A 25,853-nucleotide genomic window follows, 5' to 3' on the forward strand; every position below is an offset into this window, starting at 1 on the left:
GGGAGGGGCGGCCCGCCCCTCCCGGGCGTCCTTAGGATGCACCCCATGTCACTCCCGCACGCGATCCTCACCGCCCTGCTCGAGAAGCCTTCGTCGGGGCTGGAGCTGACCCGCAGGTTCGACCGGTCGATCGGCTACTTCTGGTCGGCCACGCATCAGCAGATCTACCGCGAGCTGGCGAAGCTGGAGCGGGCCGGGCACATCAGGGCGCTCGTCCCGGCCCAGCCCGCCCGGGGGCAGAAGAAGGAGTACGAGGTGCTGGCGGCGGGCCGCGAGGCGCTGGCCGCCTGGGTGGCCCTGCCGGAGGACCCCAGACAGGTCCGTGACCCCCTGCTGCTGCGGATGCGGGCTGCGGCGGTCGTCGGCGCACCGGGCCTGGAGGCGGAGCTGCGCCGGCATCTGGCGCTGCACCGGGAGCAGCTCGCGGAGTATCTGGCGATCGAGGAGCGGGACTTCCCTCCGGAGCGCGCCGCTGCGCAGGACCGGCTGCGGCATCTGGTGCTGCGTGGCGGCATCGACCTGGAGAACTTCTGGATCGGCTGGCTGACCCGCGCGCTGGCCGAGGACACGGTCCCCGCAGCGGCCGGCCCGGAGTAGGCACCCCGGCACGCCACCCGGGGCCGCTCCGCTCGAACGCCAGCCGGAGGCCCGGGAGGAAGGGCTGCTGAAGAGCCGCTGGGGCACTCCCGCAACGCCGCCGGACGCCGCGGGGCAGCCCTCAGGAGCGGCCGGCCCTGATGCGCCGGAGGTGGCCGTGGTCCGGGCGGTGCACGCGCGGGCTCTTGATGACCACCCGCGACGGTACGACGGGGGCGGGCCCGGCCACGGTCGTCGGCGCGGCGGGCGCCGCCACGGCCTGGGCGCGGCTGAGCAGGAACACTCCGCGTACCGCGGCCGCCGCACCCAGCAGCGCCAGGACCAGGCTGGTCGTGCCGCCCTGGAGGCGCTCCCCCAGCAGGGCCAGGCCGATGGCCGCCGCGGCGACCGGGTTGGCGAGGGTGACGACGGCCAGCGGTGCGCCGAGGCCGCCCCGGTAGGCGGTCTGGGAGAGCAGCAGCCCGCCCATCGCGAAGGCCGAGACGAGCAGGGCGACGACCACCAGCCGCCAGCTGAACAGCGGGCCCGTGGTGTGGTCGGTGACGGCGACGGTGAGCGTCTGGGTGAGTGCGGACGCGACACCGGAGGTGATGCCGGAGGCCGCGGCGTGCCGCAGCCCCGGGCGGGCGCCCGGCCGGCTGAGGCCCGCGACGACGGCCATGGTGCCGGCGCCGACGGCCAGCGCCTCGACCAGGCTGAGGGTCTCGTGCGGCGCGGAACCACCCGCGGTCATGAGCAGGGCCCCGAGGCCGAGCAGGGTCAGGAGGGTGCCGCGCCACTCGGTCGTGGAGACGCGGCGGCCGGCCGCGCGGGCGCCCAGCGGGACGGCGGCGACCAGGGTGAGTGCGCCGAGCGGCTGGACGAGGGTGAGCGGGCCGTACTTCAGTGCGGCCACGTGCAGCAGCGCGCCGCCCGCGTTCAGCCCTACGGCCGACCACCATGCCCCGCGTCCGAGCAGCCGGAGCGTTCCGGTGCCGGGTGCGGTGCGCCCTGCGAGCCGTGCCTGCGCCACCGCGGCCGACGCGTACGCGGCGGCGGAGACCAGGGACAGGGCCACGGCGATCAGGGTGGCGTTCATCGTCCGCCTCCGGACGACGAGGCGTAGGCGCGGGGACGGGCGCCCGCGTCGGCCCGCGGGCCGGCGGCGGATGCGTGCGGTCCGGTCGGTGACGTGTACGAGCCGGTGGCGGGCGCCGTCGGCCAGGGGATGTGTGCCCTGACCGGTTCCGTGCGCGGCAGGCGCAGTGCCGCGAGGGCCACCGAGAGCAGCGCGGCCACCACGATCGAGTCGAGCCAGTAGTGGTTGGCGGTGGCGACTATGACGAACAGGGTGATCGCCGGGTGCAGCAGCCACAGCCAGCGCCACCGGGAGCGCGTCGCGACGACGAGGCCGACACCGACCATGACCGCCCAGCCGAAGTGCAGCGAGGGCATCGCTGCGAACTGGTTCGCCATCGAGTCGGTGGCGGGCGTCGCCCCGTACACCGTGGGCCCGTACATCTGCCCGGTGTCCACCAGTCCGGTGGCGGGGAGCAGCCGCGGCGGGGCGAGCGGGAAGAGCAGGTGCAGTGCGAGCGCGGCCCCGGTGAGCGCGGCGAGGATGCGGCGCGACCAGACGTAGTGGCGCGGCCGGCGCCAGTACAGCCAGCCGAGGAAGAGCAGGGTGGCCGGGAAGTGCACGGTCGCGTAGTAGGTGTTCGCCAGGTGGATCAGCGTCTCGTTGTGGAGGAGCAGGCCCTGCACCGCTCCCTCGCCGGGCAGGTGCGCGGCTCGTTCGAGGTCCCAGACGTGTCCCGCGTTGTGGAACGCCTCGTCGGCGTGACCGTTGGCCGCCTGGCGGCCGGACTTGTAGATCACGAAGAGTCCTGCGACGAGAAGAAGCTCGCGGACGAGGGGCGGTCGGGCAGAACTGTCCGGCTCCCGATCTGCGGGCCTGTTACCGGCGAACATCACCCGGTGCCCCTTTGCTGACGAAGCGGTGTTTCGGTGGCACGGATCGATCCATGCCACATCGATACGCCAGTGTACCGATACGCGAACGTATCGGAACACTCGCGTATCGGTACACTGGCGTATCGATGGACCTCGTCGCAGAGTCGCAGAGAGGGAACGCGCATGTCGTCGCAGGAAACCGAGCAGGAGACGGCCCCCGCGCCACGCCGCTCGAAGATCACGCCGGAGCGGGCACAGGAGCTCTACACGGCCGTCCTCGACATGCTCAGGGAGAACGGCTACGAGTCGCTCACCATGGAGGGCGTCGCCTCCCGGTCCCGCTGCGGCAAGTCCACGCTCTACCGCCAGTGGGGCTCGAAGCCCGAACTCGTGGTCGCGGCCCTGCACGGAACCAGGCGCGGGCTGCTGCGACGGATCGACACGGGCACCCTGGCCGGTGATCTGCGCGAGGCGGCACGGGCCATCGGCGCGGGTTCCGTGCGTGACACACCGCTGATGCTCGCCCTGAGCCACGCCGCGCTACAGAGCCCCGAGCTGCTGTGCGCGCTGCGCGAGTCGCTGATCCTGCCGGAGCTGGCCGCGATCGACGCGATCGTCCGGCGCGGGGTGGAGCGCGGCGAGGTGGCGGCGGACAACCGGGCCACGGAGTTCGTCTCCGCCCAGCTGCTGGGCGTGATGCGCGCCCGCCCGATGCTGGAGGGCGCCATCGCGGACGAGACCTATCTGGTCCGCTTCCTGGAAGACGCCGTCTTCCCCGCACTCGGCCTGGACGCCACGGCGTCCGGGCCCTGACAGACGTGGGCCGTCGTTGCAGCGGATGACGACGGCCCGCTCGCGCCGCACCGTGGGGACGGGGGCGGCGCACCCCCGGGCCGGACCGCACCCTTCTCGTCCTCTTGACGATATCCCTCACTCTGATTATCGTCGCAATGACGACAACGAGGGGGGCCACTCATGGCCGACATCACCAGGCGCTTCGGCTGGCGCCATCTGCGCTCGGCACCCACCGCACACATCCGCCACCACAAGCGCGGCCGGCTCGCGCACGACGGGGCGGGACTGAGCTTCTGGTACCGCTCGCTCAGTGCCGCGCTCTCCGAGGTGCCGGTCAACGACCGCGAGCTGGCCATGGCGTTCCACGCCCGCACAGCCGATTTCCAGGACGTCACCGTGCAGGCCACCGTGACGTACCGCATCAACGATCCCGCCGAGGCCGCCGTCCGCCTGGACTTCTCCGTCGACCCGGACTCCGGTGTCTGGCGCGGAGCTCCGCTCGAGCAGATCGCGACGCTCCTCACCGAGACGGCTCAGCAGCACACCCTGGACGTGCTGGCCCGCACCCCGTTGGCCGGCGCGTTGGTCGACGGTGTCGCAGCTGTACGCGAACGGGTCGCCGCGGGCCTGGCCGGTGAGCCCCGGCTGCCCGCAACCGGGATCGAGGTGGTGGCGGTGCGCGTCGTCGCGATCAGGCCCGAGGCCGAGGTCGAGCGGGCCCTGCGCACTCCGGCCCGTGAACAGATCCAGCAGGAGGCCGACCGGGCGACGTACGAACGGCGGGCGGTGGCCGTCGAGCGCGAACGGACCATCGCCGAGAACGAACTCGCCAGTCAGATCGAGCTCGCCCGCCGCGAGGAGCAACTGGTCGAGCAGCGCGGCACCAACACCCGGCGCGAGGCCGAGGAGAGCGCGGCGGCCGACGGCGTACGCGCCGAGGCCGAGGCGGCGCGCACGGTCCGCCTCGCCCGGGCCGAGGCGGAATCGGCGCGTGAGGTCGGCGCGGCCCGCGCCGAGTCCCAGGCGGCCTGGCTGCGAGTGCACGGAGAGGTGGAGGCCGCGACCCTGCACGCGCTGGCCGCCACCCGGCTCGCCGAGAACCTGCCGCGCATCGACAGCCTCACGCTCTCGCCCGACGTACTCACCGGACTGCTCACCAAGCTCGGCCGACCCGCTCCGGAAACCCGGGCATGAGCCTGGCCCCGAGAGCGGTTCTGGTCCACCGCACCACCGAGTACGAGGAGTTGATCGCCCGGCACGGCACCCATGGTCAGGCGGCCTTCTTCCTGGCCGGCCGGGGCCGGTCCATCGACGAGGTCGCCCGGCGGCACGAGCGGACCCGGCAGGCGCTGGCCGACGTCGCCGCGGCCGTCCCGTTGCAGTGGCGCCAGTCGCGGGTGGAGCGCCAGGATCTGGACCGGTTCCTTTTCGCCCCCGAGGACGTGGTGGTCGTGGTCGGCCAGGACGGCCTGGTCGCCAACGCCGCCAAGTACCTCTCCGGCCAGCCGGTCGTGGGCATCGACAGCGATCCCGGGCGCAATCCCGGAGTCCTGGTCCGCCACCGGCCCCGCGACGCGGCCGCGCTGCTGCGTGCGGCCGTGACGGCGAACGGGGCGGCGGACGAGCTGACCATGGTCGAGGCGGTCGCCGACGACACGCAGCGGCTGCTGGCACTCAACGAGATCTACCTCGGCCCGTCCGGGCACCAGACGGCCCGCTACCGGCTCGGCCCCGACGCGGCCGGCTCCCCCACCGAACCGCAGGCCTCATCCGGTGTCCTGGTCGGTACGGGCACCGGCGCCACCGGCTGGCTGCGCTCCCTGTGGCAGGAGCGCCGAAGCCCGCTCGCCCTGCCCGGCCCCACCGACTCCCGGCTGCTCTGGTTCGTACGGGAGGCGTGGCCGTCGCCGGTCACCGGGACCTCCCTGGTCTCGGGCGAGCTGGGCCGGGGCCAGGGGCTGCGGCTGACCGTCGAGTCCGACCGGGTGGTGGTCTTCGGCGACGGCATGGAGGCGGACGCGCTGGAGCTGACATGGGGCCAGACCGTACGGCTCGGCATCGCGCCGACCTCCCTGCGACTGGCCGTGTGAGCTGCGCCCGCCGGGACGCCCCCTCCCGGTGGCACGCCGTAGGCTCGACGCCCCGTACGGTCACCGACCGCCGTCGATCCGAGGAGCCCGAGAGATGAACAGCGACGCGGCGCAGGTCCCCGCCCGCAACTCCCGTCCACCACTGGCCCAGGCCGCGCTGGGCGTGGGCGTGATCGTGCAGGACGGGCAGGGGCGAATCCTGCTCGGACGGCACCACAGCGGCACCTGGGAGCTGCCCGGCGGGAAGGTCGATCCGACACACGAGTCCATCGCCGCGGCGGCGGTACGGGAGCTGCGCGAGGAGACCGGGCTGGAGGTCGCCCAGGCCGACATGGGCGTCTTCGCGATGCTGCACGACGCGGTCGGTGGCATCAACCGGGTGACGATGGCCGCCCTGGTCACCGTGGCTTCGGGCAGCCCGCAGGTGACCGAACCCCACCTCATCGCCACCTGGCGGTGGACCCGGCCCGAGGAACTGCCTACACCGTTGTTCGACCCCTCGGCGCAGATCCTCGCCGCCTGGCGGCCCGACCTCGGCATCGAGCACCCGCCCGCACACCGCCTCTCCGTACTGCCCGAGGATGCACAGGTGAACCCCTAAATCATTTATTCGTTTGCCTAGGGGTCGTAGGCAGAGTTAGCGTCGTATCCATGAAGGCCGTGACCGAGCAGGACATCCGCGCATCGTTCGTCAACTGCTCCAAAGGAGAAGCCAAGCGCCTGCCGCTCCCCCGCGATCTGGAGGAGCGGCCGTGGGAGCATCTGGACTTCCTCGGCTGGCGCGACCTCTCCGCCCCCGGGCGCAGCTACATCGTCACCGAGCACGAGGGGAGGCTGACCGGCCTCTCGTTGCGCTTCCCCTCCCAACAGCGCGGGTTTCTGCACCGCAGCATGTGCTCGCTCTGTCTGACCACGCACCCGGGCAGCGGGGTCTCGCTCATGACCGCCCGCAAGACCGGCCCCGCGGGGCGCGAGGGCAATTCCGTCGGCCTGTACATGTGCACCGACCTGGCCTGCTCGCTCTACGTACGGGGAAAGAAGGCCGTGGCCGCCGGCGCGCGCTTCAAGGAGTCGCTGACGACGGAGGAACAGATCGCCCGTACCACGGCCAATCTCTCCGCGTTCGTGGGCAAGGTCCTCAGCTGAGCGGTGCGACCGGCTGCGCCGGTCAGCGGATGTCGGCCTCCACCGGGGAGGGGTCGGCCGGGTCCCGTAGGCCGGCCGGAACTCCAGCGTGATCGTCCGGGCACCGGCCGGCGCGTCCGCCGTGGCCCGCACCCACCGGGGCGGGTCCCCGACCGCGTCCCGCCGAGCGCGCGACGTGTCGTCGCCCGCCGACGCCCACCCACTCGGTGTCGCCCCGGGTGCCGCGCACCGTCGGCGTGCCGCTCTACGGCTCCAGGACGATGCCGTCGGGTGCGGTGGCCGTCCAGTGGACGGTGTGTCCGGTGAAGTCGACGTCCTGGGCCTCGACATCGAGCTCCGAGGGGTCACCTCCGCGGCTCAGCACCAGGAATCCCGGGGCGCCGTACCTGCGCCACCGCTCGTACCGCAACCGCTACCGGATCGCCGCCCGCACCCCCAACACACCCGACAGCACGACGGGCCACGGCGGCTTCCGCTGCGCGCTCACGCTCCAACCCCCCGCATCACGCTTCGCGCACACCCGGCTATCCTGGCCGCCGCACCGGACACGGGGTGCCCCTCGCAGGGGCTGAGAACACACCCGTCGAACCTGAACCAGTTAGCACTGGCGGAGGGATGTCTTCATGTCATTGCCGTATGCCCAGGACGAGCGCGACACCGCGGCCCGGCCCGCGTTCGACGGGCGCATGCCCACCGCCCCCGGCGATCTCCGCGTCGAGGCGCACGGGATAGCCCCCGTGCCGGAGGACCGTCGTTACGGCGGGCCCGGCCGGCTGTTCACCGTATGGTTCGCCCCCAACCTGACGATGACGGGCGTCTTCACCGGGACCGTCGGCATCGCGCTGGGCCTGGACTTCGCCACGGCGCTCACCGCCGTCGTACTCGGCACACTCGTGGGCGCCGCGCCCACCGCGTATCTGGGGACCTGGGGCAGCCAGACCGGCGCCGGTCAGCTGCCGCTGGCCCGGCTGGCCTTCGGCCGGGGAGTCGTGCTGCCCGGCGCACTCCAGTGGCTGTCGTCCATCGCCTGGGACGCGTTGATCGGCCTGTTCGGCGGGGACGCGCTGGCCCAGCTGTGCGGCTGGCCGTTCTGGCTGGGGGTGCTGGTCATGATGGCGGCACAGGGCGCGCTCGGCGTCCTGGGATACGAGGTGATCCACCGGCTCCAGACCGTGATGACCTTCGTCCTCGCGGCCGCCTTCGTGGTCCTGTCCACGAAACTGCTGGACGGGGTCCACCCCGCCGCCACCGGCAGTGTGCACGGCGCGGACCGGGCGGGGGCGTTCGTCCTGACCTGCACCATCGCCCTGAGCCTGGCGCTGTCCTGGGCCCCGTACGCCAGCGACTTCAGCCGTTATCTGCCACGCGGCGCGTCCAGGCCGCGCATGTTCTGGTGCACGCTGCTCGGCGTCAGCGCCTCCTTCGTGGCCGTCCAGACCCTCGGGCTGTGGGGTGCGTCCGTCTTCACCGACCAGACCGCGCGCGGCATCGACACACTGCTCGGCGGGGGCGCACTCGGAGCCTTCGGGCTGCTCGCCGTGGCGCTCGCCGCGCTGTGCAGCAACGCCATGAACGACTACAGCGGATCGCTCGCGCTGCAGACCATGGGCGTACGTCTGCCGCGCCCGGTCGCCGCGGCACTCGCCGCCGCCCTGGGCTTCCCGCTCGTCCTGTGGATGCACGCGGCCGACACCACGACCCGCTTCCAGAACGTGCTCCTTCTGGTCGGCTACTGGATCCCCGGGTTCGTCGCGATCGTCGCCGTCGACTGGCTCGTCCGGGCCAGGGACCGCGGCCACTCCCCCATCGACCTGGCCGCCGAGAGCGCCCGCAGGCAGCCGTGGTGGCCCGCGCTCACCGCCTTCGCCGCCGCCTTCGCGGCAGCGGTGCCCTTCATGAGCACCAGCCTGTACGTGGGTCCGGTCGCGGATGCCCTGCACGGGGCCGACCTCGCCTACGGGGTGGCGTTCCTCGTCGCACTGGCGGTCTACGCCCCGCTGCGGCTGCGCCACCGGGCCTGACGGCGCGGCCGCCCCAGGAGCACCGCGGACAGTGCGGCCGACCGCCGGCCGCGCGCATCCCACTCCACTTCGCCGGCCCGCCTCACACTTCGAGTCGCCGGCTCGTCATCCATGGGAACGGCATCCCATATCGGTGCGCCTCCGGACGGCGCACCCCGGAGAAGCGGGGATATCGTGTCTGCCGCCTATGTCACGGTCACCATCCTCGGCGCGGTCTTCAACGGCGCCGCCGCCGTCACCTACCTGATCGGCCACGAATACCCCAAGACCCAGGCCGACATGAAGGGCATCCCCCGGAAGTACGTCCCGGTGCTCGGCACGCTCCTGGCCGCCGGCACCGTCGGACTGCTGGCCGGGCTCGCCGTGCCCGTCCTGGGCATCCTCGCGGCCTGCGGCCTCGTGCTGTACTTCATCGGCGCGATCATCGCCCATCTGCGGGTGGGCTCCCGCAACATCGTGGGCGGGATCCTGTTCCTCGCGACCGCCATCGCCGTCCTGGTGCTGGGCCTGGCCGGCCACGGCCCCTGGTAACCGTACGGAGAGCCCTCAGCGGTGCCGCAGGAGCCGTGCCTGCTCCGCCTTGAGCTGGGTGAATCCGCTACGGGCGTACGCCCCGAGCTCCTCGCCCGGGAAGGAAACGACCGAGAGGTTGGTGTCGTAGCGGCCCTGCGCCCAGCGGGCCGCCGTGATCTCGTAACCGGAGACGTGCGCACAGAGCTTGAGCAGGAGCGGCGGCATGTTCGGCTCCCTGAGGAGGTCCGTGTGCCCGAGGACGAGGTCGCGCATGGCCTGGATGTTCGGGACGAAGACGGTGGTGGCCCACAGTCGCCATTCGGCGGCCTCCTCCTCGGTGGGAGGGGTGTCGTCCGCGAACGGCGATATGCCGCCGGGGCGGGTGTGGCGCTCCACGAAGATGGTGAAGATGCGGCTGTTGGCCTCCGTCAGTGCGAACAACGGTCCGTACAGGTCGCTGAGTTGACGGTTGATCCGGGAGAGGCGTTCCTGGCGCTGCGACAGCCGGAGGCTGTTGAGGTAGGTCGCGAAGTAGCCAACGACTGCCAGACCGATCGTGATGACTGTTGCGATCATGGACGGTGATACTAAGGGCTGTCCTCCGGTCAAAGAATACGGGCAGGACCGTCCGCACCGGGCCGGTACTTGCGCAGGAGAAGAGAGCCCGGCAGGCCCAGATGGTGACGGAACGCCTCGCACCCCAGCGGGGTGACCGCGACGGCACGAGTGGTGCCCACGCGTGTGATCCAGCCCGTGTCGAGCGCGTGCCGGCACAGCGCCGCGCCGACGATGCCGGCCAGGTGTGGCCGGCGTTCGGTCCAGTCCAGACACGGCCGGGCCGCCGGCCGGCGCGTACCGGTGGGAACGGTGATGCCCAACTCGCCGAGCCAGCCGGCCCCGGCGTCGGTGAGCCCGAGTCCGTGCTCCGGATCCAGCAGATGACGCTCCGCCATCGCGTCGGTGATGGCGACGCCGACCGTCCCGGCAAGGTGGTCGTAACAGGTACGGGCATGGGCGAGGGCGTTTCGGCGGCCTGCCGCCGAGAGTGAACGCGGTGCGCGGGAGCGGTCGGGCGCGATCGCGGCGAGGCTCTCGATCAGCTCGGCCACGTGCGGGCCGGACAGACGCACGTAGCGGTGCCGGCCCTGCCGCTCCTCTGCGAGCAGGTTTCCGCGCACGAGTACGTGCAGGTGCTCCGTGGCCGTCGAGGGAGCGACACCCATGTGGTGCGCCAGTTCCGTCGCCGTCCATGCCCGGCCGTCGAGCAGGGCCAGGCAGAAACCGGCCCTGGTGCCATCGGCCAGCAGCTTGGCCACGGCGGCCAGATCGGGGCCGCTCTCCTGTGCGCGCCATGTGTCCATACGTTCCATTGTCACCCCCGGCACTTCGGCCGCCGCCGAAACGACCGGATCCCGGAACGCCTCCCCGGTGAGGTCGGCCCCTGTCGTCGGGCAGCCGGACACGATGCCCGCACCGGGCGGATGTTCCCTGTTCCCCGGCAGGTCAGTGCCCCTTTCCTCCGGGGCGGGTTGGGTAGGGTCTGCACATGAACGAACAGCACGATCCGCTGGCATGGCAGCTGAAGAGCGAACGCCCGGGCCCCGTCGGCTACCTGAACGTGCGCTGCCGCACCTACGTGCAGCCGGACGGCAAGGAGTCCGACTGGGATGTCCTGCAGGGCTCACGCGCGGTGGCCCTGGTGGCGTTCACCGAGGACGGCCGGGGTCTGCTCGCACGGCAGTACCGCCCGGGTCCGGACAGAATCCTGGCGGAGCTCCCCGGCGGCATCATCGAGCCCGAGGAGGACGTACTGACCGCCGCGGCCCGTGAACTCCGCGAGGAGACCGGATACGAGGCCGGTTCGGCCGAGATCGTCATGCAGACCTATCTGGCGTCCTTCGCCACCCACGTGCGGTACGCGGTACTGGCCCGTGACTGCCGCAAGGTCGGCGAACCCACCCCGGACGCCGAGGAGTTCGTGGAGCCGGTGCTGCTTCCGCAGGACGAGTACGTGGCCCATCTCCTGAGCGGTCAGTACACGGACGCGGACCTGGGCCTCGCCGGGCTGGTGGCAGCGGGCCTGCTCAAGCAGACGGGCTGAGTCCGCGGCGCCGGACCGGAACCGGTCGAAGCGGGCAGCAAACAAACACGCACGGAGCCGGAACCCACACGGTCCGGCTCCGCCTTCCGGCAATGGCGTGGTGAATTGCGAGAGCCGGCGCAATAGCCGAAATCCTCGGGCACGCAATTGCCGCACCCCCGTCCGGGCCGGAAACACGGACTTTACGCACTCCACCCCCGGAAATTTCCCGTCACCGGCGGAGTTCACTGTAGGGAACAACAGAATCGGGCACCGGGGGCGGCACTGCGTGCCTTCACCCCGAGCCTTTGCCGAACCCCACAGAGAACAAACAGCACCGAGGCCCAAACGGTCCCCGGCACGGTCCGCATCCGGTGTGCCCGCACACAAAAATCCACCGGCCCCACGCATAATGTGCGGGTCCGGTGGATGTCTACGGTGGAGCAGCGACGCACGGAGTCCGTTGGCGGCCGGCCCGTACGCGCTACGTCATTACTTGATGAAATCTCCGACAACCTTCGGCGGCCAGGTGCCCACGTTGAGGACTCCCATGGAGTAGGCGCGCGACACCAGGGCCGCCCGGTTGGGCACCCTGAGCTTCCGCAGCAGGCCGGTCACGTGGTACTCGACGCCCTGCCGGCTGAGGTGGAGGCGGGATGCCAGCGGAATGGTCGACATTCCCGCCGCTATGCCTTCGAGGATGCGCGCGTCGATCTCGGTGAGGATCTTCTTCTGGTGGGTCAGAACGCCCGCGTCCTCCTCGGAATCGTCCGAAGAGCGCATAAGGACCAGGATCGCGGCCAGGTCAGAGGTACCGCCACTCACAGCGGCGGCGGTGAGCGTACCGGCGAAAGCCTCGTCCTCCGGCCCCACTGCCACTACGTGAGAGGCGAACCGCTGCCGCTTCCCTTCCACCAGCCGCGAGAACTGCCTCATCAGCGGCTGCTGGACGCTGGGGTGCACCAGCTCCCGGAAACTGCGGCCGTAGAGGCCGGTGGAGGCGTCGCCGAACCTGCGGAAGAACTCCTCGTTCGCCTGCCGGACGGTCAGGCCCGGGTCGAGCGAAGCGACGCAGAGTCCGGGCCGGTCGAAGTCCTGGGCGCCCCCATATCCGTTCTGGTCAGTTTTGAGGTCACTCGCTATGACCTGCACCGAATCAGTGAGCGCAGCAATCGCCACGAGACCGCCATCCTTTCGGGTACCCCCCCGATTCAATTGATTGCAGAACATCGCCCTGCCGATGGAATAATCCCGACCTCCGACCTCAAGTGCTGCCATTGACGGGTTATCCATTCACAGAACGGAGACTAGGTAGCCCGGCGCTCGCCCGTCAACGGCTCCCGGCGCAGATGGCTAATGCCGTGGTCCGCACCGTCGAAGGTTCGGTCCGCAATGCGGGTGCACACGGGGGAAGAATCAAGTTTTGAGGTTGATTTGAGGTCCGTCACGTACTCGCGAAGTGCCCATGTACACGCCCGGGCCATCGCCCTGTAGTGCCCAGTTAACATCGAGGTCCGATGTCTACGCGGGGAGAACTCCCGCCAACTCGTTTCTACCCGAGATTCCGAGCTTCCTATAGGAATTCGTCAGATGTTTCTCGACGGCTCGCGAACTCACCCCGAGCTCGTCGGCGATCTCCTGGTTGGTGAGACCCCGGCTCACCAGGGCGATGACCTTGCGCTCGCTGGGGGTGAGGGTCGTGGTTCTCGGGACCTGGGCGGTGTCGAGCCCGTGTTCTGCCTGTTCGACCAGCCAGGGGGCTCCGTATGCCGCCGCGATGGTGCCCGCTTCACGGAGCGCGGCCTCCGCTTCGGGCCCGCTGCCCAACTGGCGGCCCAGGAGCACGAGCGTCCTGGCGAGTTCGAGCCGGAACTGCGAGCCGCGCAGGACGGTTGCGGCCTCGCGCAGCAGGGGGATGCCCCGCGCGCCCTGGAGCCGTCCCTTGAGCCGCAGTGCACGGCCGAGCGTGGCGGGTGCCCCCCACTCCTTGGCCCAGCGGAGCTCCTCGTCGGCGAGGTGCAGCGCGGCGGCTTCGTCGCCGAGCCGCTGGTAGAGGCCGACGGCTTGCGGACGCCAGGGGAAGAGCGCCGAGTTGCGCCAGCCGGAGTTGCTCAACTGGCGTCCACAGGCGAGCAGTCGCTCCAGGGCTATGGCCCGCAGACCGCGCTGGGCGTCCACCGATGCCTGGAGGATCTGCAGGGACGCGGTGAGGGCGAGGCCGGTCGCCCCGCGCCGTCTGGCCAGAGCCAGGATCCGCTCACTGAGCTTCGTGTCGCGCAGTTCGAGCGCGGCAGTCGCCAGGATCATCAGCGACGCCTCGCGCCAGTCCGCGTCGGCAAGGGTCATGGCACGCTCCACGTACTCGCGGGCCAGGGTCGGCCGGCCCTGCGAGACGAGGACGAACGACCGTGCGGCGAAGAGGAGCAGACCGTCGGCGTCGGTCGCGTTGGGTGCCCCGCTCTGATGTGCGCATGACATCCAGGAGTCCACGTCCCGTACCGACTCGGTGGTGAACAGGGTGATGACGACCAGGGGCAGCACGGTGTGCGCGCCTCCCACGACGGCCGGTTCGCGTTCCAGGACGAGGCCGGCCGTGCGGGCCGCTTCCGCGGCGGACACCCCGCCGGCGAGTGTGGCCGAGAAGAGCAGCACCGCCAGCAGTTCGCGTTCGGCAGCGGAACCGATCGGCGGTTCCTCCCCCAGCCCGCGCAGGCGTTCCGTCGCGGAGGCCAGCTCTCCCGGGTTCTCGTGCCCGGAATGCCGCACGCGGGCCTCCAGCCGCAGCGACATCTCGCGTACCTGTGCCTCTCCTGGGGTGCACAGGACCATCTCGTCCCGGACCTCGCTCAGCAGCTCGGCCGCGGAGGAACGCGCGGCACCGAGCAGAAGAGGCGGAATCCGCAGGACCGCGGCGGCCCGGTCCCTCGCCGTGGCCAGCAGCGGCAGCGCCTGTGCGATGTGGCGTTGGCACGCTTCGAGGTCGAAGCCGCGCTCCGCGGTGGCCAGTTCGACGAGCAGGCCGGCCCGGCTCTCGTCCTGCGTACGGTGTCCGAGCAGCGCGCGGCGCAGATAGCGGGCGGCGTTCTCCGGCGCGCCCCGGTGGAGCGCGTCCTCGGCCGCCGCCCGCAGTGCCATCACCGACCAGTGCCGACCGGAGACCGCGCCGGCCATCAGGTGGTCGGCGACCTGGTCGGCGGGGCGGCCACTGGAGAACAGCAGGTCCGCGGCTGCAGCGCACCAGTGTTCGCGCTCCACGACCGACAGGGAGGAGTCGACGGCTTCCCGCACGGCGGGATGGGTGAAGCGCGGATCGGGCGTCCCGGCCAACAGCCCCGCCTCGCACAGCGCGCGCCGAGCGGCCCCGAAGCCGATCTCGTCCAGCCCGGCGAGTTCCGAGACGAGTCCGAGGTCCCCGTTCCCGCCCAGTGCGGCGACGGCCGAGGCGACGTCGCGAACTCCTTGCGGCCCGGTCCGCAGATAGTTCGCCAGCCGTTCCCGGAGCCCGGCCGACCCCGCGCTGCGCGCCTGGCAGGCGTGCTCGGCGGTGAGTGCGCCGTCCTGTGTCCGCGTGCTCAGCAGAATCGAGGTCAGGAACAGCGGATTGCCGTGACCCGCCTCATGGCAGGCTCGTACGTACTCCTCGCGGACGCCCGGGCCGAAGTGCTCGTCGGCCATGGCCCGGGTGGCGTCGAGCGAGAGCGGCGCGAGGCGCAGTCTCAGTGTGGCCGAGGCGGCGATCCGCCGGACGAGGGCGTGCCCGGTGCCCTGGTCGCCGTCGCGCAGCGTGCAGACGAACGCGGCTCGCAGCCCTCCGAGTTCTCTGACCAGCTGGGCGAGCCACCTCAGGGATTCGGCGTCCGCCCACTGGAGGTCGTCGACGAGGATGAGCAGCCGGGCGTTGCCGCTGAAGTCCGCGAGCAGCGAGCGCAGGACGTGCGGGCTCTCCTCGGGGGCAGCCGGATCGTCGGTGTCGGACAGCAGCCGTTCGGCCGGACCTGGATGCCGCCGCCACCGTTCGCGGTCCTGCTGGGAGGCGCCGGCCAGCAGGCTGTCGAGCAGTTGTCGAACCACCCCGTACGGGAAGTGCCGTTCGGCGGAGCCGGCGTTCGCCCGCAGGACCCGGACGTCACCCCCGGGCACGGCGCCGGGGAGTTCACGCAGCAGGGCCGTTCGTCCGATGCCGAGAGGCCCGGACACCACCGTCACCGATGGTTCGCCCCGATCGGCCGTGTTCAAGGCGGCTGTCAGACGGGACAGTTCCGGTTCCCGCTCATGAAGCATCGCTCGACCGCTCTCCCATGTCGCGCAGCAGCCGGCACAGTTCCTCACGCCCGTTCAGCCGGAGCTTGCGGTAGCTGTTGCTCAGTCTCAGTTCCACGGTGCGTCTGCTCACGGAGAGCAGTGCGGCTATCTCCCGGTTGCCGTTGCCGCGTCCGGCGAGGGTCGCGGTGCGCTGTTCGGCCTCCGAGAGTGAGGTCCATTCGGGGGGCAGGGCGGGGCCTGCGGGCCGCGGCGGGCGTTCCAGTCGTTCCGCGAGTGCGCGCACCGCGGCAGCCAGACGGCTCGTCGGGTGGGTCACGCTGAACTCCGCGAGCCGGGCCAGGGAGCGCCGGGCCGCGGTGCCGTCGCCGTTGTCCAGTTCGCCGACGGCCAGTCGGGCGAGTGCCCATGCGTACAGCAACTGCGAGGGTGAGTCGCGCAGCATACCCACCGCTTCGCGCACCTCGGAACCGGTCGGCGGGACACTCCACAGGTGGGCCAGGCCGAGCGTGCTCGCCGAACCCCAGCGCCGGGACAGCCGCAGATTCTCCCGGCTCAGCCGGGCCGCCTCGTCGGAGTCACCGAGGGCGTAAGCGGCCTCCGCGGCCTGGGCGCGCCAGCTGAGCAGTGCGGGATTGCTCCACTGCGCGGTGAGCAGGCGCCGTCCGCTCTCCTTGGAGAGCTCCGCGGCCTCCGCCCAACGCTCCTCGTTGGCGCAGACCCGTGCTCTGGCGAAGAGGAACGCCGCCCAGGGCATACCCCGGTCCGCACCCGGGGGTGCCGGAGCCGCGGCCAGGGCGCGCGCGAGCGCCTCACGGCCGGTCTCCAGCGCGGCCTGGATGCGCAGAGCGGTGACAGCGGGCGCGATGAGCGGGTGGCGCCTGGCCGCAGGCAGGGCCAGGTCTGCGGCGTCCAGGTCTCGTTCAACGGCGTCGAGCCGGCCGGCACGCATCGCGAGGTCGGCCCGCACGGTCAGCACCTGCGCGGCGGCGGCCCTGCGCTGGTCCTGCCGCAGGGCGGTGAGCAGCCGGTCCAGCTCGCTCTCCGCTTCCTCGTGGTCGTCGGTCAGGATCAGTGCCCGGCAGGCGGCCAGGCGGGGCATTGTCAGTGTGGTGTCCGTCCTGCCGCCGGTGAGCGCCGCGCGTGCGAGCTCTCTCGTGGTGCGCAGGTCCTCGCCCCTGACGGCGAGCTGCCAGGCACGGACGCCCGCCTGCGCGGGGTCGGAGGGTTGGCCGGCCAGCGCGGGCACGGCCGGCACCACGAAATCGGGAGCGCTCAGGTCTTCGTCGGCCAGCCAGAACAGCGCGGTCAGGCCGTCGCGTTCGTCCGGCCGGGAGTGCGGCAGTGCCTCTGCGGCCGCCCGGCGTGCCCAGTCACCGTTGCCGCGGGCGAGGCCGATGTCGACGGCGTGGGTGCGCAGACCCCCGGAAGCGTCATCGGCTCCGATGAACTCGCCGAGTCTCCGGTCCCCCGCCAGGGGCGCCGATATCGCTTCGGCGGCGGCGAGCTCCAGGGTCAGCCGGGCGCGCTTCCCCGGCTCCATCGGCTCCCGCAGTGCTCGGGCCAGGAAGGCGGTGGCCCGGTCGTGGTCATCCGCGTCCAGTGCGGTGGCGAAGCACCCCCGGAGCGTGGTGACCACCCAGGGCGCGCCGAGGGGAGGTGTCCGGAGCAGGACGCGGGCGACGGCTTCGTCGTCGGCCCCGGCGCGGTGTGCCAGGTGGGCGGCCCGGGAGTGGAGACGGGAGCGCTCCTCGGCGCTCATGTCCTCCAGCATCCGGTTCTGCACGGCCTGGTGACGGACCTGCGTCTTCGTGCCTCCGGAGACGATGAGCCCGTCGGCCTCGAGCATGTTCGCCAGGTCCTGCGCGCCTGCCGGTTCCAGACCGGCCAGCGTGCACACGAGGGGAAAGCTCAGCAGCTCGCCGCCCACGGCCAGGGCCCGCATCAGGCCGGCGGATTCCGCGGGCAGGCAGGCCAGCGCACGGGCCGCGTGGTCGCCGACCACGGCGTCGGCGAGGTCGCGCAGCTCGGCCAGCCGCGCGGCGACGGGTGCGTGGCCCCGCTCGGTGAACCGGTCGAGTACCTCGCGGAGCACGGCGGGGTTGCCCTCGGTCGCCGCAGCGACCGCTGCGGTGAACCGCGCGTCGCCGGGGGTCCGGCAGACGGCCTCCACCATGGCCGCGACCCCCTGCCGGGTGAGTCCGCGCACCACGAGCTGCTGGGTGGGCACCGGGGTGGTGGCCACCGGATCGAGCCAGCACCTGGCACCGTCCGAGGCTCCACTGCCGCTGGTCAGCACGGCGACGGGGGTGTCGGTGGACAGCCGTACGACCAGGTCGCGCAGCCAGGACAGGGATGTGGGGTCGAGCCACTGGGTGTCCTCGACGACGACCAGGGCGGGCGATGCGGCTTCTCCCGTCAGGGTGAGCGAAGCGGCTCGGAGCCGGTCCAGCTCGGTGGGCAGCGGCCCGGACTGCTCCGCCCGGCCCGTCATCGTCGTCATGAAGCGTGGCACCACGTCCTGGGGCCGGTACCGGTCCTCCGGCGAGGCCTGTGCCCACAGAACGCGTAGGCCGCTTTCCCGGGCGCGTCGGGCCGCCCAGCCCAGCAGGGCGTTCTGCGCGTGGCCCGCTCTGCCGGCCAGCGTCACGACGCCGGAACGCCCGCGGCCCGGCGCGAGGACCAACGAGGCCAGCGCCCGCTGCACCTGCTCCTGTTCGAGCAGTTCCGTGCTCCGGTACAGGCTGTCCCTCCCGTGTCCGGGCGGCGCCGGGTTCGGCATCTTGTCACCACTGTCGTTCAGGCCAGTCATACGCATCACCTCGCCCGTCCGTTTCAGCGGCGCCAACGTGATGCGGATATCCGCCCGGACGGCTGCCCGTCGGGGACGCTCGGTGTTCGCAGGGCGGAGCCGAGTTCGGTACGCCCGCTCACACCCAGCTTCCGGTACACATTGGTCAGATGGGTTTCGATAGTCCGAACAGTGAGGAACAAGGTCTCCGCTATCGACCGGTTGCTGGCGCCCGCCGCCGCGAGCTCCGCCACCCTGCGCTCCATTCCGGTCAGCATGTCGAGGGGTGAGGCGCTCATCTTCCGCATCCTGCCGCCGGCCGTGACCAGCATCCTGCGCGCGTGGGCTGCTGTCGCGAGGGCACCGCAGCGCTGGGCGAGGTCGGTCGCCGAGCGCAGGTGCTCACGGGCTGCCCGCTGGTCACCCGTCTTCAACAGTGCCCGGCCCAGGACGAGCTCGGCCTTGGCCTGTTCCGCCCTGGCGGGCGAGTCGGCCAGCGTGGCCACGGCTTCGGTGAGTGTCTCTATCCCGGCACCTCCGGGCGTGATCGCGCCTCGGGCCAGGGCGGCGAGCCCCAGGGCCCGGGAGGTGCCCCAGCGCCGGGCCAGCTCGTCACCGTGTGCGCTCAGGTCACGGGCCTCGTCGGCCCTGTTCATCGTGGCGAGCAGAAGGGACGCCTCGGACCACCAGGGCACGAACACCGCGTTGCTGAACCGCGCTTCCTCCAGGGACCGGCCGCACTCCAGGTACAGGCCGAGGGAGGCCTCCCGGTCGCCGAGTGCCCAGCGGGCACGCGCGTGTGCCATCAGAGCCAGGTGGTACTGCAGGACGAACCGTTCCATCCCGGTCCTCTTGATGTTCGCCAGCACCTCCTCGGCCTGTCCGGGATCGCCGCGCTCGACGAGCAGGGTCGCGAACGCGATCTGCGGCAGGGCGCTGCCCTCACCCCACCGCTCCTCGCCGACGATCTCGACGGCGGTCTGCGCATCGGCGAGCGCGTCGGGGAAGGCACCCGCGCCGTGCAGCACCAGGGCGCGGGTGGCCAGTGCGAGCACGTACGTCCACACCGCCGCGTTCTCCTGGCTGAACTGCAGCAGACGGTCCAGCGCCTCCAGCGACTCGTCGACCTCGTCGGCGAGGCTGAGCGCGTAGGACGACGACACCGACGACCAACCCTCCAGTTCGGTACCCGGGGAGGTGAGTGCTCGGCGTGCGTGCTCGACGGTCCGTTCCGCCGAACGGCCGCCCATCGCGGTCAGTACGGTCATCATCGCGAGCATCTGCCGCTGGGCCGGGGTGTCACCGGGGGGCTGGGTCAGCCGTGAGGCACGGTCCAGGGTGGCCGCGACGGTCGTCTTCTCGTCCGAGCCGATGATCAGCAGCACCGACTCGACGAAGGTGTGCAGTTCCCGGTCGGCAGGATCCGGGGCGGGACCGAGCGCGGCCTCCAGTTCGGCGAGGACCTCGCCCAGGACCCGTACCCCTTCGGGGGACCGCTGGAGCGCCAGGCAGAGCATGCCGTACCGCAGGGCGACCCTCGCCCTCGTACGCACGTCCCCGGCGAGGGGGAGCGCCTCCTCCATCAGCCGGGCCGCTTCCGCCGGGTCGATCTCGGCGAGCGAGGCCGCCATCTGGATGCGTACCGGCACACTGTCCGGCTCCGTCTCCAGCACCCGGCGCAGATAACGCGCGGCGGCCTCGGGCGCTCCTCGGCCTTCCGCCTGGACGGCCGCGTCGCGGAGCGCCGCAGTCATCCACGGCTGTGTCAGCGTGGGCAACAGCATGAGTCTGCCCGCGACTTCCTCGGCGGGCCGGCCCGCGTCGCTGAGCAGCAGAGCCGCTCTGGTGCGCAGGGCGGCCAGCGCTTCGCCGCCCATCGGAGCGAGTGCGGCCGAGCGCACCACGTCGTGCACCAGGTCCGTGCGGTCCGCCGCGAGGATCTCGGCGCGTCGGAGTCTGGCGACGCCGTCCTCCACGAGCAGGGGCGGTACGCCGGCCAGCATGCCGATCAGTTCCACGGTCTCGTCGCCGAGGACCGCGACGGCGGTGGCCACGTCACGTACCCAGCGCGGCTGGCTGTCCAACAGCGCGCCCACCGAGGACGCGACCACCTGGCCGCCCACCTCCGCGACTCGTCGCAGCCCTGTTTCGTCCGGCTGTACGCCCTCGGCGTTCAGTTCGCTCAGGAGTCTGCTGAGGGTCAGGGGATTGCCGCCCGTGACGGCGGCGGCGCGTTCGGTGAAGGCCGGCTCCGCGGTTGTCCGGAAGATGTGCCGGGCCATCTCGCCGACGGCCGGGTGTCCGAGCGGGGCGAGCCGGATCGTCGTGGGGGTGTGCTGCGCGGCGATGTCCGTGAGTAAGGCGGGCGCGAGTGGCTCGGCCTCACTGCGGTGGGCCAGCACCACCAGGAGCGGCAGGTCGTCGGCGCGTCGCAGCAGGAAGTCCACCCAGCCGAGGGAGCGCTCGTCGCACCAGTGCACATCGTCCAGGACGAGGACCAGCGGCCGGTCCGCCATCAGGTCGGCGGCGAGCCAGTAGAGCCCGTGCAGCACTGGATAGGCGGCGGAGACGGCCGGTCCGCCCTCCTGGCCGACGTGCTGGGCAAGGAGGGCGGGCAGGGCCCGCCGGGCGTTCCCGCGGAGCAGCGGTGAGTCCGCAGCGTCCTTGCCGCTCAGCCCCAACCCGGCGAACAGCGCCCGTACACCGCCGTATCCGGCCCCTGCGACTGTTTCGCCGCACGAGCCGTACAGCACCGTCATGTCCTGGCACGCCTCGCTGCGCACGAAGGTCCGGAGCAGGCTGGTCTTCCCGATCCCCGCGGGGCCGGACAGCATCACCAGCCCGGCTCTACCGGCACGCGCCGCGTCCGCCTGCCGGGAGAGCAGCAGAAGCTCATCCGCGCGTCCGACCAGAGGCTCGCGTGTATCCGCGCGGTCGGCCTGTACCGGCATGAGGGTCTCCTCGCCTCTCGGGGGACTCAGCAGAGGTTGAGCGGCCTGCGTTCGACGGACTTGCAAGCACAGATTCCCGCGCCTCGCAAGGCTTGTTTCGGCGCATGTCGCCTACCCCCTGCGAACCGGATCAACCAGTCGGACCGTCCGTGGCGTTATGACGCCACAGGAGCTTCCGGCGTGTCCACAGGGAGTGCCGCCGTGCATCCTGACAGCACTCTCCCTCCAGGAAAACCGGGTGAGCCGGGGCCCGAACGAGAGCACATTCTGACAGAACGATCACCGTGTTCCGGCCGCCGCCCGACTTCAGTACAGCTCGGAGCACCGAGGGTGGCCGAAAATAGCGGTCAACCGAAGCCGGGCCGCAGGGCGTGCCGAGCGCTTCACGGGCGGGCGGGCAGCCTCCTACGCCGAGGTGGAGAAATGTTTCCGCAGGAGCGCGAGGACTGCCGGTGCCTGGGCACTCAGGTAGAAGTGCCCACCGGGGAAGGTAAGGAGCTCAAAGGCTCCCGTCGTGTGGCGACGCCAGTCCTCCGCCTCGCTCAGGGACGTCTTCGGGTCATTGTCGCCGGTCAGCGCGGAGATGGGAGCACGGAGCCTCGTCGCCGGATCGCAGCGATAGGTCTCAATGGCTTGATAGTCACTACGGATCGCGGGGAGGATCATGCGCAGGATCTCCTCGTCACCGAGCAGCGCCGTGTCGGTACCGGACAGAAGCCTGAGCTCGGCGACGATGCCGTCGTCGCTGCGCGTGTGCACACTCTCATCGCGGTGGCGCGAAGGTGCGCGCCGGCCCGAGGCGAACAGATGCGACAGCTCACCGCCGTCGGCCTCGAAGCGCCGGGCGACCTCGAAGGCGATCGTCGCACCCATGCTGTGCCCGAAGAACGTGGTCGGCCGGGCGTGGAGCTGTCTGCGCAGCGCCTCGTACACCTGGTCGGCCATGACCCCGAGATCGTTGGGGCAGGTCTCCTTCCGCCGGTCCTGACGGCCGGGGTACTGCACCGAGTACACCTCGGCCACGGACGACAGCTGTGCGGAGACGGGGAAGTAGAAGGACGCCGAGCCACCCGCGTGGGGGAAACAGAAGAGTTGTTCCGCGTTTGCGGGTGCCGGATGGAAGCACCGCGCCCAGAGACTCTCCTCGGTGGACGTCGTCATCGTGTTGCATCCTCCTGGAGCTGGGCCGGGCGGCCGGGACCGAAACGGTCCGGGTCGGCCGGCCTGTGACAGCGGGACATAGAGGGGCACACCGCGAACACCATGATCGCGCCGATGTGACCGAAGCCAACCCGCAGCCCTCCTGCCCGACAGAGCGAGCGGCGGCGCACGTTACCGGCCGCCTGTCCGCCTGACCGGCCCGGTGGCCGGCACCCCCCATTCCACTAGGACGAGCAGTGGGAATTTCCCTAGACTCTGGACGGATGTCGCTGCCCCGAGCCGGGCTCCGGGCAGCGATGTCCGCCGCTGCCCGGAGCCCTGAGGTCAGGAAAGGCCCAGCTCTTCGTCGAGCAGTGCGAACACGTCGTCGTCCGAGGCCGTGTCCAGATCCAGGTCGGCCGAGTCCTTGGACGACTCCTGTCCCAGCGCGGCCCACTTCGTCCGCAGTACCTCGATCCTCCCTGCGACGTGCTTGAACTCCTGTGCGCCGACCGTCATTTCCGTGATGCTCTTCTCAAGACGGTCGAGGACGGCGAGCACCGCTCCGGCTCCCTCCGTCTCTTCCGTCACCAGGCGGGAGTAGAGATGGTCCACGACAGCGGCCGGTGTCGGGTAGTCGAACAGCAGCGTGGCCGGCAGTCGCAGTCCGGTGGATGCGTTGAGCCGGTTCCTGAACTCGACTGCCGTGAGGGAGTCGAAGCCCAGTTCCTGGAACTGCCGTGTGGCGGCGACCGCAGTTCCGTCCGCGTGTCCGAGCACGAGCGCGGCCTGTTCCCTGACGAGTGCCAGCAGAACGTCCCGGCGCTCCTCCTCGGTGAGGGGCGCCAGTCGCTGTCCCAGTGGTTCGGCGGTCTGCTGAACCACTGTCGCCGTCCGCCGGGACGACGTCCTGAGCAGACCTCGTAGCAGGAACGGGGTGTCTCCGAGTGCCCTGAGGGCCGCGAGGTCCAGTCGCACGGGCAGGACGAGCGGCCGGGAATCGAGTGCCGCGTCGTACAGGGCGATGCCCTGCTCGACGGTGAGCGGCGGCATCCCGGAACGCGCCAGACGCTCCATGTCCGCCTCACTCACACCACCGGTCATCCCACCGGCCTGCTCCCACGGACCCCACGCCAACGACACACCCGGCAGACCCTCAGCCCGCCGACGCGCCACCAACGCATCCAAGAACGCGTTCCCCGCAGCGTAATTCCCCTGACCGGCACCACCGAACACACCAGCCACCGACGAGAAGACCACGAAGGCCTCCAGATCAAGCTCCTCCGTGAGCTGGTGCAGATGCCAGGCCGCATCCACCTTCGGCCGCAACACCCTCTCCAACCGCTCCGACGTCAGCGAACCCACCACTCCGTCATCCAGCACACCAGCCGCATGCACCACAGCCGACACACGGTGCCGCGACAGCAGCCGCTCCAGCGCATCCCGATCCGAGACATCACACGCCTCGACCACAACCTCGGCCCCGTGGAGCTCCAGCTCAGCCACCAACTCCTCAGCACCCTCCACACCCAGCCCACGACGGCTCACCAACAGCAACCGCCGCACACCACGACCCACCACCAGATGCCGGGCCAACACCGCACCCAGACCACCCGTACCACCCGTGATCAGAACCGCACCGTCGTTCTGTCCGTTGTCCGCTGCCCCGGTCTCCTCACCGGCCGGGGACACCGGCTCCGGGAGAGGAACCCGGTCCAGCCTGGCGGCCCTGATCCCGTCGCCCCGCAGAACCAGCTGCGGTTCGTCGCAGGCCAGCGCACGGATCAGGGTCACTCCGTCACCGACGTCCTCGGGGTCCAGATCCAGCAGCCCGAAGCAGCCCGGGTTCTCCGTCTGGGCGGATCGGACCAGGCCCCATACGGCGGAGGCAGCCAGGTCGGTGACGGTGCCGTCGTCCACGGACACGGCCCCTCGCGTGACGAAGACCAGCCGTGAACCGTCGAAGCGGTCCTGCGACAGCCATTCCTGGAGGAGTGCCAGCACCTCGGAGGTCAGCGCGTGGGCCGACTCGACAACACCGGCCTCGGGCCGCACCGCTATTGCCACGAGTACGGTGCCCGGCACCGGGGAGTCCCCCGCCGCCAGCGCCCCGAGGCCGACTGCCGTTTCCACCGTCCCGCCGGACCGCGCCACCGCGGCGGCGAGATTCAGCGCGTCCGGACCGATGACGGCGACCGGCTCGGTGGACGCCGGCTCCGGTGTGTCCTGGACGGGCGCCCAGTCCACACCGAACAGCATGTCCCTGCCGGGGCCGGTGGGCCCACCCAGCTGCTCGGCCGAGACGGCCCGCACGAGCAGCGACTCGACGGATACGACCGGCTGCCCGGAGGGGTCGAACGCCGAGATGGAGACCGCGTCCTTACCCGCCGGAAGGAGCCGCACCCGCAAGGTGGCCGCACCGGTCGCGTGCAGGGAGACGCCCTCCCATGAGAACGGCAGTCCGCCGCCGCCCTGCTCCCCCTCGTCCGCGAGGAGCGAGGCGTGCAGCGCGGAGTCCAGCAGCGCCGGGTGCAGCCCGAACCCGGCCGCCTCACCCCGTGCGCCTTCCGGCAGGCTCACCTCGGCGAAGATCTCGCCCTCCCGACGCCACGCGGCACGCAACCCCTGGAACACCGGGCCGTAGCCGAAGCCAAGCTCCGCGAAGCGCTCGTAGCAGCCCTCCGTGTCAAGGGGATCAGCCCCGGCAGGCGGCCAGACCGTCGTGTCGAAGCCGGTGTCCGTGGGCGCGGAGCCGCTGGTCAGCATGCCGGTGGCGTGCTGGGACCACGGGGCGTCGTCGATGTCCGCCGTCTCTTCGGTGCGGGAGTAGATGCCTACCTGGCGCCGTCCCGACTCGTCGGCGATGCCCACCGTGACCTGCACCTGTACCGCGCCACGTTCGGGAAGCATGAGCGGGGCGGCCAGGGTCAGTTCCTCGATGCGGCCGCAGCCGACCTCGTCACCGGCCCGGATCGCCAACTCGACCAGAGCGGTACCCGGCAGCAGGATCCGGCCCATGACCGCGTGATCCGCGAGCCACGGATGCGACTGGAGCGACAGGCGGCCGGTGAACAGCAGCCCCTGCCCAGAGGCGAGTTGGACGGCCGCTCCGAGCAGCGGGTGCTCGGCCGAGCCCAGTCCGGCGGCTCGTACGTCACCGGACGTACCGGCCTGCGAGCCGGCCGGCCAGAACCACTGGTGCTGGAAGGCATACGTCGGCAGCGCGACCCGGCGCGCCCCGGTCCCGGCGAACAGCGCGCTCCAGTCGAGTGCTGTCCCATGCACGTGGAGGCGGGCCAGTGCGGAGACCGTGGTCAGTTCCTCGCCCTGGTTCCTGCGCAGGAACGGCACGGCGACCGCGTCATCGGGTGCGGATTCCAGGACCATGGCCGACAGGACGCTGTCGGGTCCGAGCTCCAGGAACGTCGTCACCCCCTGCTCTGCCAACGTCCTCACACCGTCGGCGAACCGGACGGCCTCACGCACATGCCGCACCCAGTACTCCGGCGAGCACAACTCATCCGCGGTGGCGAGCAG

19 protein-coding genes, 1 pseudogene and 1 riboswitch are annotated in these 25,853 nt (G+C 71.4%); of the genes and pseudogenes, 10 read left to right on the plus strand and 10 right to left on the minus strand.

Translation table 11 applies throughout. The features are described 5' to 3' along the window. The first annotated feature begins 45 nt into the window (after positions 1-45). A complete protein-coding gene (locus tag ACFVJX_RS17610) occupies positions 46-597 on the plus strand; it encodes a PadR family transcriptional regulator (RefSeq protein ID WP_384122595.1) in 552 nt (183 codons plus the stop codon). Positions 598-718: 121 nt separating this feature from the next. On the opposite strand, the gene ACFVJX_RS17615 is transcribed toward ACFVJX_RS17610, so the two are convergent. Both ACFVJX_RS17615 and ACFVJX_RS17620 read right to left on the minus strand, forming a co-directional pair. After that, positions 719-1,675 carry a hypothetical protein gene (locus tag ACFVJX_RS17615; RefSeq protein ID WP_384122597.1) on the minus strand — a complete coding sequence of 319 codons (957 nt, stop codon included), beginning with the start codon at positions 1,673-1,675 and terminating at the stop codon, positions 719-721. Next, positions 1,672-2,547, minus strand: a complete 876-nt coding sequence (locus ACFVJX_RS17620; protein WP_384122598.1) for a phosphatase PAP2 family protein — start codon at positions 2,545-2,547, stop codon at positions 1,672-1,674. Before ACFVJX_RS17620 ends, ACFVJX_RS17615 begins: the two co-directional genes overlap by 4 nt. 165 nt (positions 2,548-2,712) lie before the next feature. Between ACFVJX_RS17620 and ACFVJX_RS17625 the strand changes: the two genes are divergently transcribed. From ACFVJX_RS17625 to ACFVJX_RS17660, 8 genes and pseudogenes are all read left to right on the plus strand, one after another. Continuing rightward, positions 2,713-3,342 carry a TetR/AcrR family transcriptional regulator gene (locus tag ACFVJX_RS17625; RefSeq protein WP_384122600.1) on the plus strand — a complete coding sequence of 210 codons (630 nt, stop codon included), beginning with the start codon at positions 2,713-2,715 and terminating at the stop codon, positions 3,340-3,342. 162 nt (positions 3,343-3,504) lie between these two features. Further along, positions 3,505-4,518: an SPFH domain-containing protein gene (locus tag ACFVJX_RS17630; protein WP_384135909.1), complete on the plus strand. Its 1,014-nt coding sequence runs from the start codon at positions 3,505-3,507 to the stop codon at positions 4,516-4,518. Then, positions 4,515-5,414, plus strand: a complete 900-nt coding sequence (locus ACFVJX_RS17635) for a hypothetical protein (protein WP_384135907.1) — start codon at positions 4,515-4,517, stop codon at positions 5,412-5,414. The genes ACFVJX_RS17630 and ACFVJX_RS17635 overlap by 4 nt, the downstream gene beginning before the upstream one ends. Positions 5,415-5,508: 94 nt before the next feature. Further along, positions 5,509-6,015: an NUDIX hydrolase gene (locus ACFVJX_RS17640; protein ID WP_384135905.1), complete on the plus strand. Its 507-nt coding sequence runs from the start codon at positions 5,509-5,511 to the stop codon at positions 6,013-6,015. 50 nt (positions 6,016-6,065) lie between these two features. After that, on the plus strand, positions 6,066-6,560 hold the full coding sequence (locus ACFVJX_RS17645) for an FBP domain-containing protein (RefSeq protein WP_384135903.1): 495 nt from the start codon (positions 6,066-6,068) through the stop codon (positions 6,558-6,560). 374 nt (positions 6,561-6,934) lie between these two features. Continuing rightward, positions 6,935-7,132 (plus strand): annotated as a pseudogene (locus ACFVJX_RS17650) (hypothetical protein); the annotation flags it as partial. Then, a riboswitch (TPP riboswitch) is annotated at positions 7,099-7,193 on the plus strand. It overlaps the preceding pseudogene by 34 nt. Beyond that, the gene (locus tag ACFVJX_RS17655; RefSeq protein ID WP_384135901.1) at positions 7,184-8,581 is read left to right on the plus strand and encodes a purine-cytosine permease family protein; all 1,398 of its coding nucleotides are present in this window, start codon (positions 7,184-7,186) and stop codon (positions 8,579-8,581) included. It overlaps the preceding riboswitch by 10 nt. Before the next feature lie 174 nt (positions 8,582-8,755). Beyond that, positions 8,756-9,112: a DoxX family protein gene (locus tag ACFVJX_RS17660; RefSeq protein WP_384135899.1), complete on the plus strand. Its 357-nt coding sequence runs from the start codon at positions 8,756-8,758 to the stop codon at positions 9,110-9,112. Between the two features lie 15 nt (positions 9,113-9,127). On the opposite strand, the gene ACFVJX_RS17665 is transcribed toward ACFVJX_RS17660, so the two are convergent. Together ACFVJX_RS17665 and ACFVJX_RS17670 are read right to left on the minus strand one after the other, a co-directional pair. Then, a complete protein-coding gene (locus ACFVJX_RS17665) occupies positions 9,128-9,670 on the minus strand; it encodes a hypothetical protein (RefSeq protein WP_384135897.1) in 543 nt (180 codons plus the stop codon). 29 nt (positions 9,671-9,699) lie between these two features. Further along, complete coding sequence (locus tag ACFVJX_RS17670; protein ID WP_384135911.1) at positions 9,700-10,464, minus strand: ArsR/SmtB family transcription factor; 765 nt, start codon at positions 10,462-10,464, stop codon at positions 9,700-9,702. Between the two features lie 176 nt (positions 10,465-10,640). Between ACFVJX_RS17670 and ACFVJX_RS17675 the strand changes: the two genes are divergently transcribed. After that, positions 10,641-11,195 (plus strand): NUDIX hydrolase, encoded by a 555-nt coding sequence (locus ACFVJX_RS17675; RefSeq protein WP_384135895.1) that lies wholly within the window; start codon positions 10,641-10,643, stop codon positions 11,193-11,195. Between the two features lie 471 nt (positions 11,196-11,666). Here ACFVJX_RS17675 and ACFVJX_RS17680 read toward each other — a convergent pair whose 3' ends face one another. The 6 genes from ACFVJX_RS17680 to ACFVJX_RS17705 form a co-directional block, all read right to left on the minus strand. Continuing rightward, positions 11,667-12,317, minus strand: a complete 651-nt coding sequence (locus ACFVJX_RS17680; RefSeq protein WP_384196037.1) for a LuxR C-terminal-related transcriptional regulator — start codon at positions 12,315-12,317, stop codon at positions 11,667-11,669. Between the two features lie 378 nt (positions 12,318-12,695). Beyond that, positions 12,696-15,455 carry an AAA family ATPase gene (locus ACFVJX_RS17685; protein WP_384135891.1) on the minus strand — a complete coding sequence of 920 codons (2,760 nt, stop codon included), beginning with the start codon at positions 15,453-15,455 and terminating at the stop codon, positions 12,696-12,698. Then, positions 15,445-18,246, minus strand: coding sequence for a LuxR C-terminal-related transcriptional regulator (locus ACFVJX_RS17690; protein ID WP_384135889.1), 2,802 nt, complete (start codon positions 18,244-18,246; stop codon positions 15,445-15,447). The genes ACFVJX_RS17685 and ACFVJX_RS17690 overlap by 11 nt, the downstream gene beginning before the upstream one ends. Positions 18,247-18,269: 23 nt before the next feature. Beyond that, positions 18,270-21,176, minus strand: coding sequence for an AAA family ATPase (locus ACFVJX_RS17695; RefSeq protein WP_384135887.1), 2,907 nt, complete (start codon positions 21,174-21,176; stop codon positions 18,270-18,272). 405 nt (positions 21,177-21,581) lie between these two features. After that, the gene (locus ACFVJX_RS17700; RefSeq protein ID WP_384135885.1) at positions 21,582-22,337 is read right to left on the minus strand and encodes a thioesterase II family protein; all 756 of its coding nucleotides are present in this window, start codon (positions 22,335-22,337) and stop codon (positions 21,582-21,584) included. Between the two features lie 324 nt (positions 22,338-22,661). Next, positions 22,662-25,853, minus strand: a 3,192-nt coding sequence (locus tag ACFVJX_RS17705) for a type I polyketide synthase (RefSeq protein ID WP_385745017.1), incomplete at its 5' end; no start/stop codon positions are given.

The sequence above is a fragment of the Streptomyces sp. NPDC127177 genome (assembly GCF_042672475.1).
GTDB lineage: Bacteria > Actinomycetota > Actinomycetes > Streptomycetales > Streptomycetaceae > Streptomyces.

Bases quoted from the DNA above. Each gene is read 5' to 3' on its own strand.
- ACFVJX_RS17620 (WP_384122598.1), bottom strand. From the start codon at position 2,547: ATGTTCGCCGGTAACAGGCCCGCAGATCGGGAGCCGGACAGTTCTGCC.
- ACFVJX_RS17610 (WP_384122595.1), top strand. From the start codon at position 46: ATGTCACTCCCGCACGCGATCCTCACCGCCCTGCTCGAGAAGCCTTCG.
- ACFVJX_RS17615 (WP_384122597.1), bottom strand. From the start codon at position 1,675: ATGAACGCCACCCTGATCGCCGTGGCCCTGTCCCTGGTCTCCGCCGCC.
- ACFVJX_RS17675 (WP_384135895.1), top strand. From the start codon at position 10,641: ATGAACGAACAGCACGATCCGCTGGCATGGCAGCTGAAGAGCGAACGC.
- ACFVJX_RS17700 (WP_384135885.1), bottom strand. From the start codon at position 22,337: ATGACGACGTCCACCGAGGAGAGTCTCTGGGCGCGGTGCTTCCATCCG.
- ACFVJX_RS17640 (WP_384135905.1), top strand. From the start codon at position 5,509: ATGAACAGCGACGCGGCGCAGGTCCCCGCCCGCAACTCCCGTCCACCA.
- ACFVJX_RS17630 (WP_384135909.1), top strand. From the start codon at position 3,505: ATGGCCGACATCACCAGGCGCTTCGGCTGGCGCCATCTGCGCTCGGCA.
- ACFVJX_RS17625 (WP_384122600.1), top strand. From the start codon at position 2,713: ATGTCGTCGCAGGAAACCGAGCAGGAGACGGCCCCCGCGCCACGCCGC.
- ACFVJX_RS17690 (WP_384135889.1), bottom strand. From the start codon at position 18,246: ATGACTGGCCTGAACGACAGTGGTGACAAGATGCCGAACCCGGCGCCG.
- ACFVJX_RS17655 (WP_384135901.1), top strand. From the start codon at position 7,184: ATGTCATTGCCGTATGCCCAGGACGAGCGCGACACCGCGGCCCGGCCC.
- ACFVJX_RS17645 (WP_384135903.1), top strand. From the start codon at position 6,066: ATGAAGGCCGTGACCGAGCAGGACATCCGCGCATCGTTCGTCAACTGC.
- ACFVJX_RS17685 (WP_384135891.1), bottom strand. From the start codon at position 15,455: ATGCTTCATGAGCGGGAACCGGAACTGTCCCGTCTGACAGCCGCCTTG.
- ACFVJX_RS17670 (WP_384135911.1), bottom strand. From the start codon at position 10,464: ATGGAACGTATGGACACATGGCGCGCACAGGAGAGCGGCCCCGATCTG.
- ACFVJX_RS17635 (WP_384135907.1), top strand. From the start codon at position 4,515: ATGAGCCTGGCCCCGAGAGCGGTTCTGGTCCACCGCACCACCGAGTAC.
- ACFVJX_RS17665 (WP_384135897.1), bottom strand. From the start codon at position 9,670: ATGATCGCAACAGTCATCACGATCGGTCTGGCAGTCGTTGGCTACTTC.
- ACFVJX_RS17695 (WP_384135887.1), bottom strand. From the start codon at position 21,176: ATGCCGGTACAGGCCGACCGCGCGGATACACGCGAGCCTCTGGTCGGA.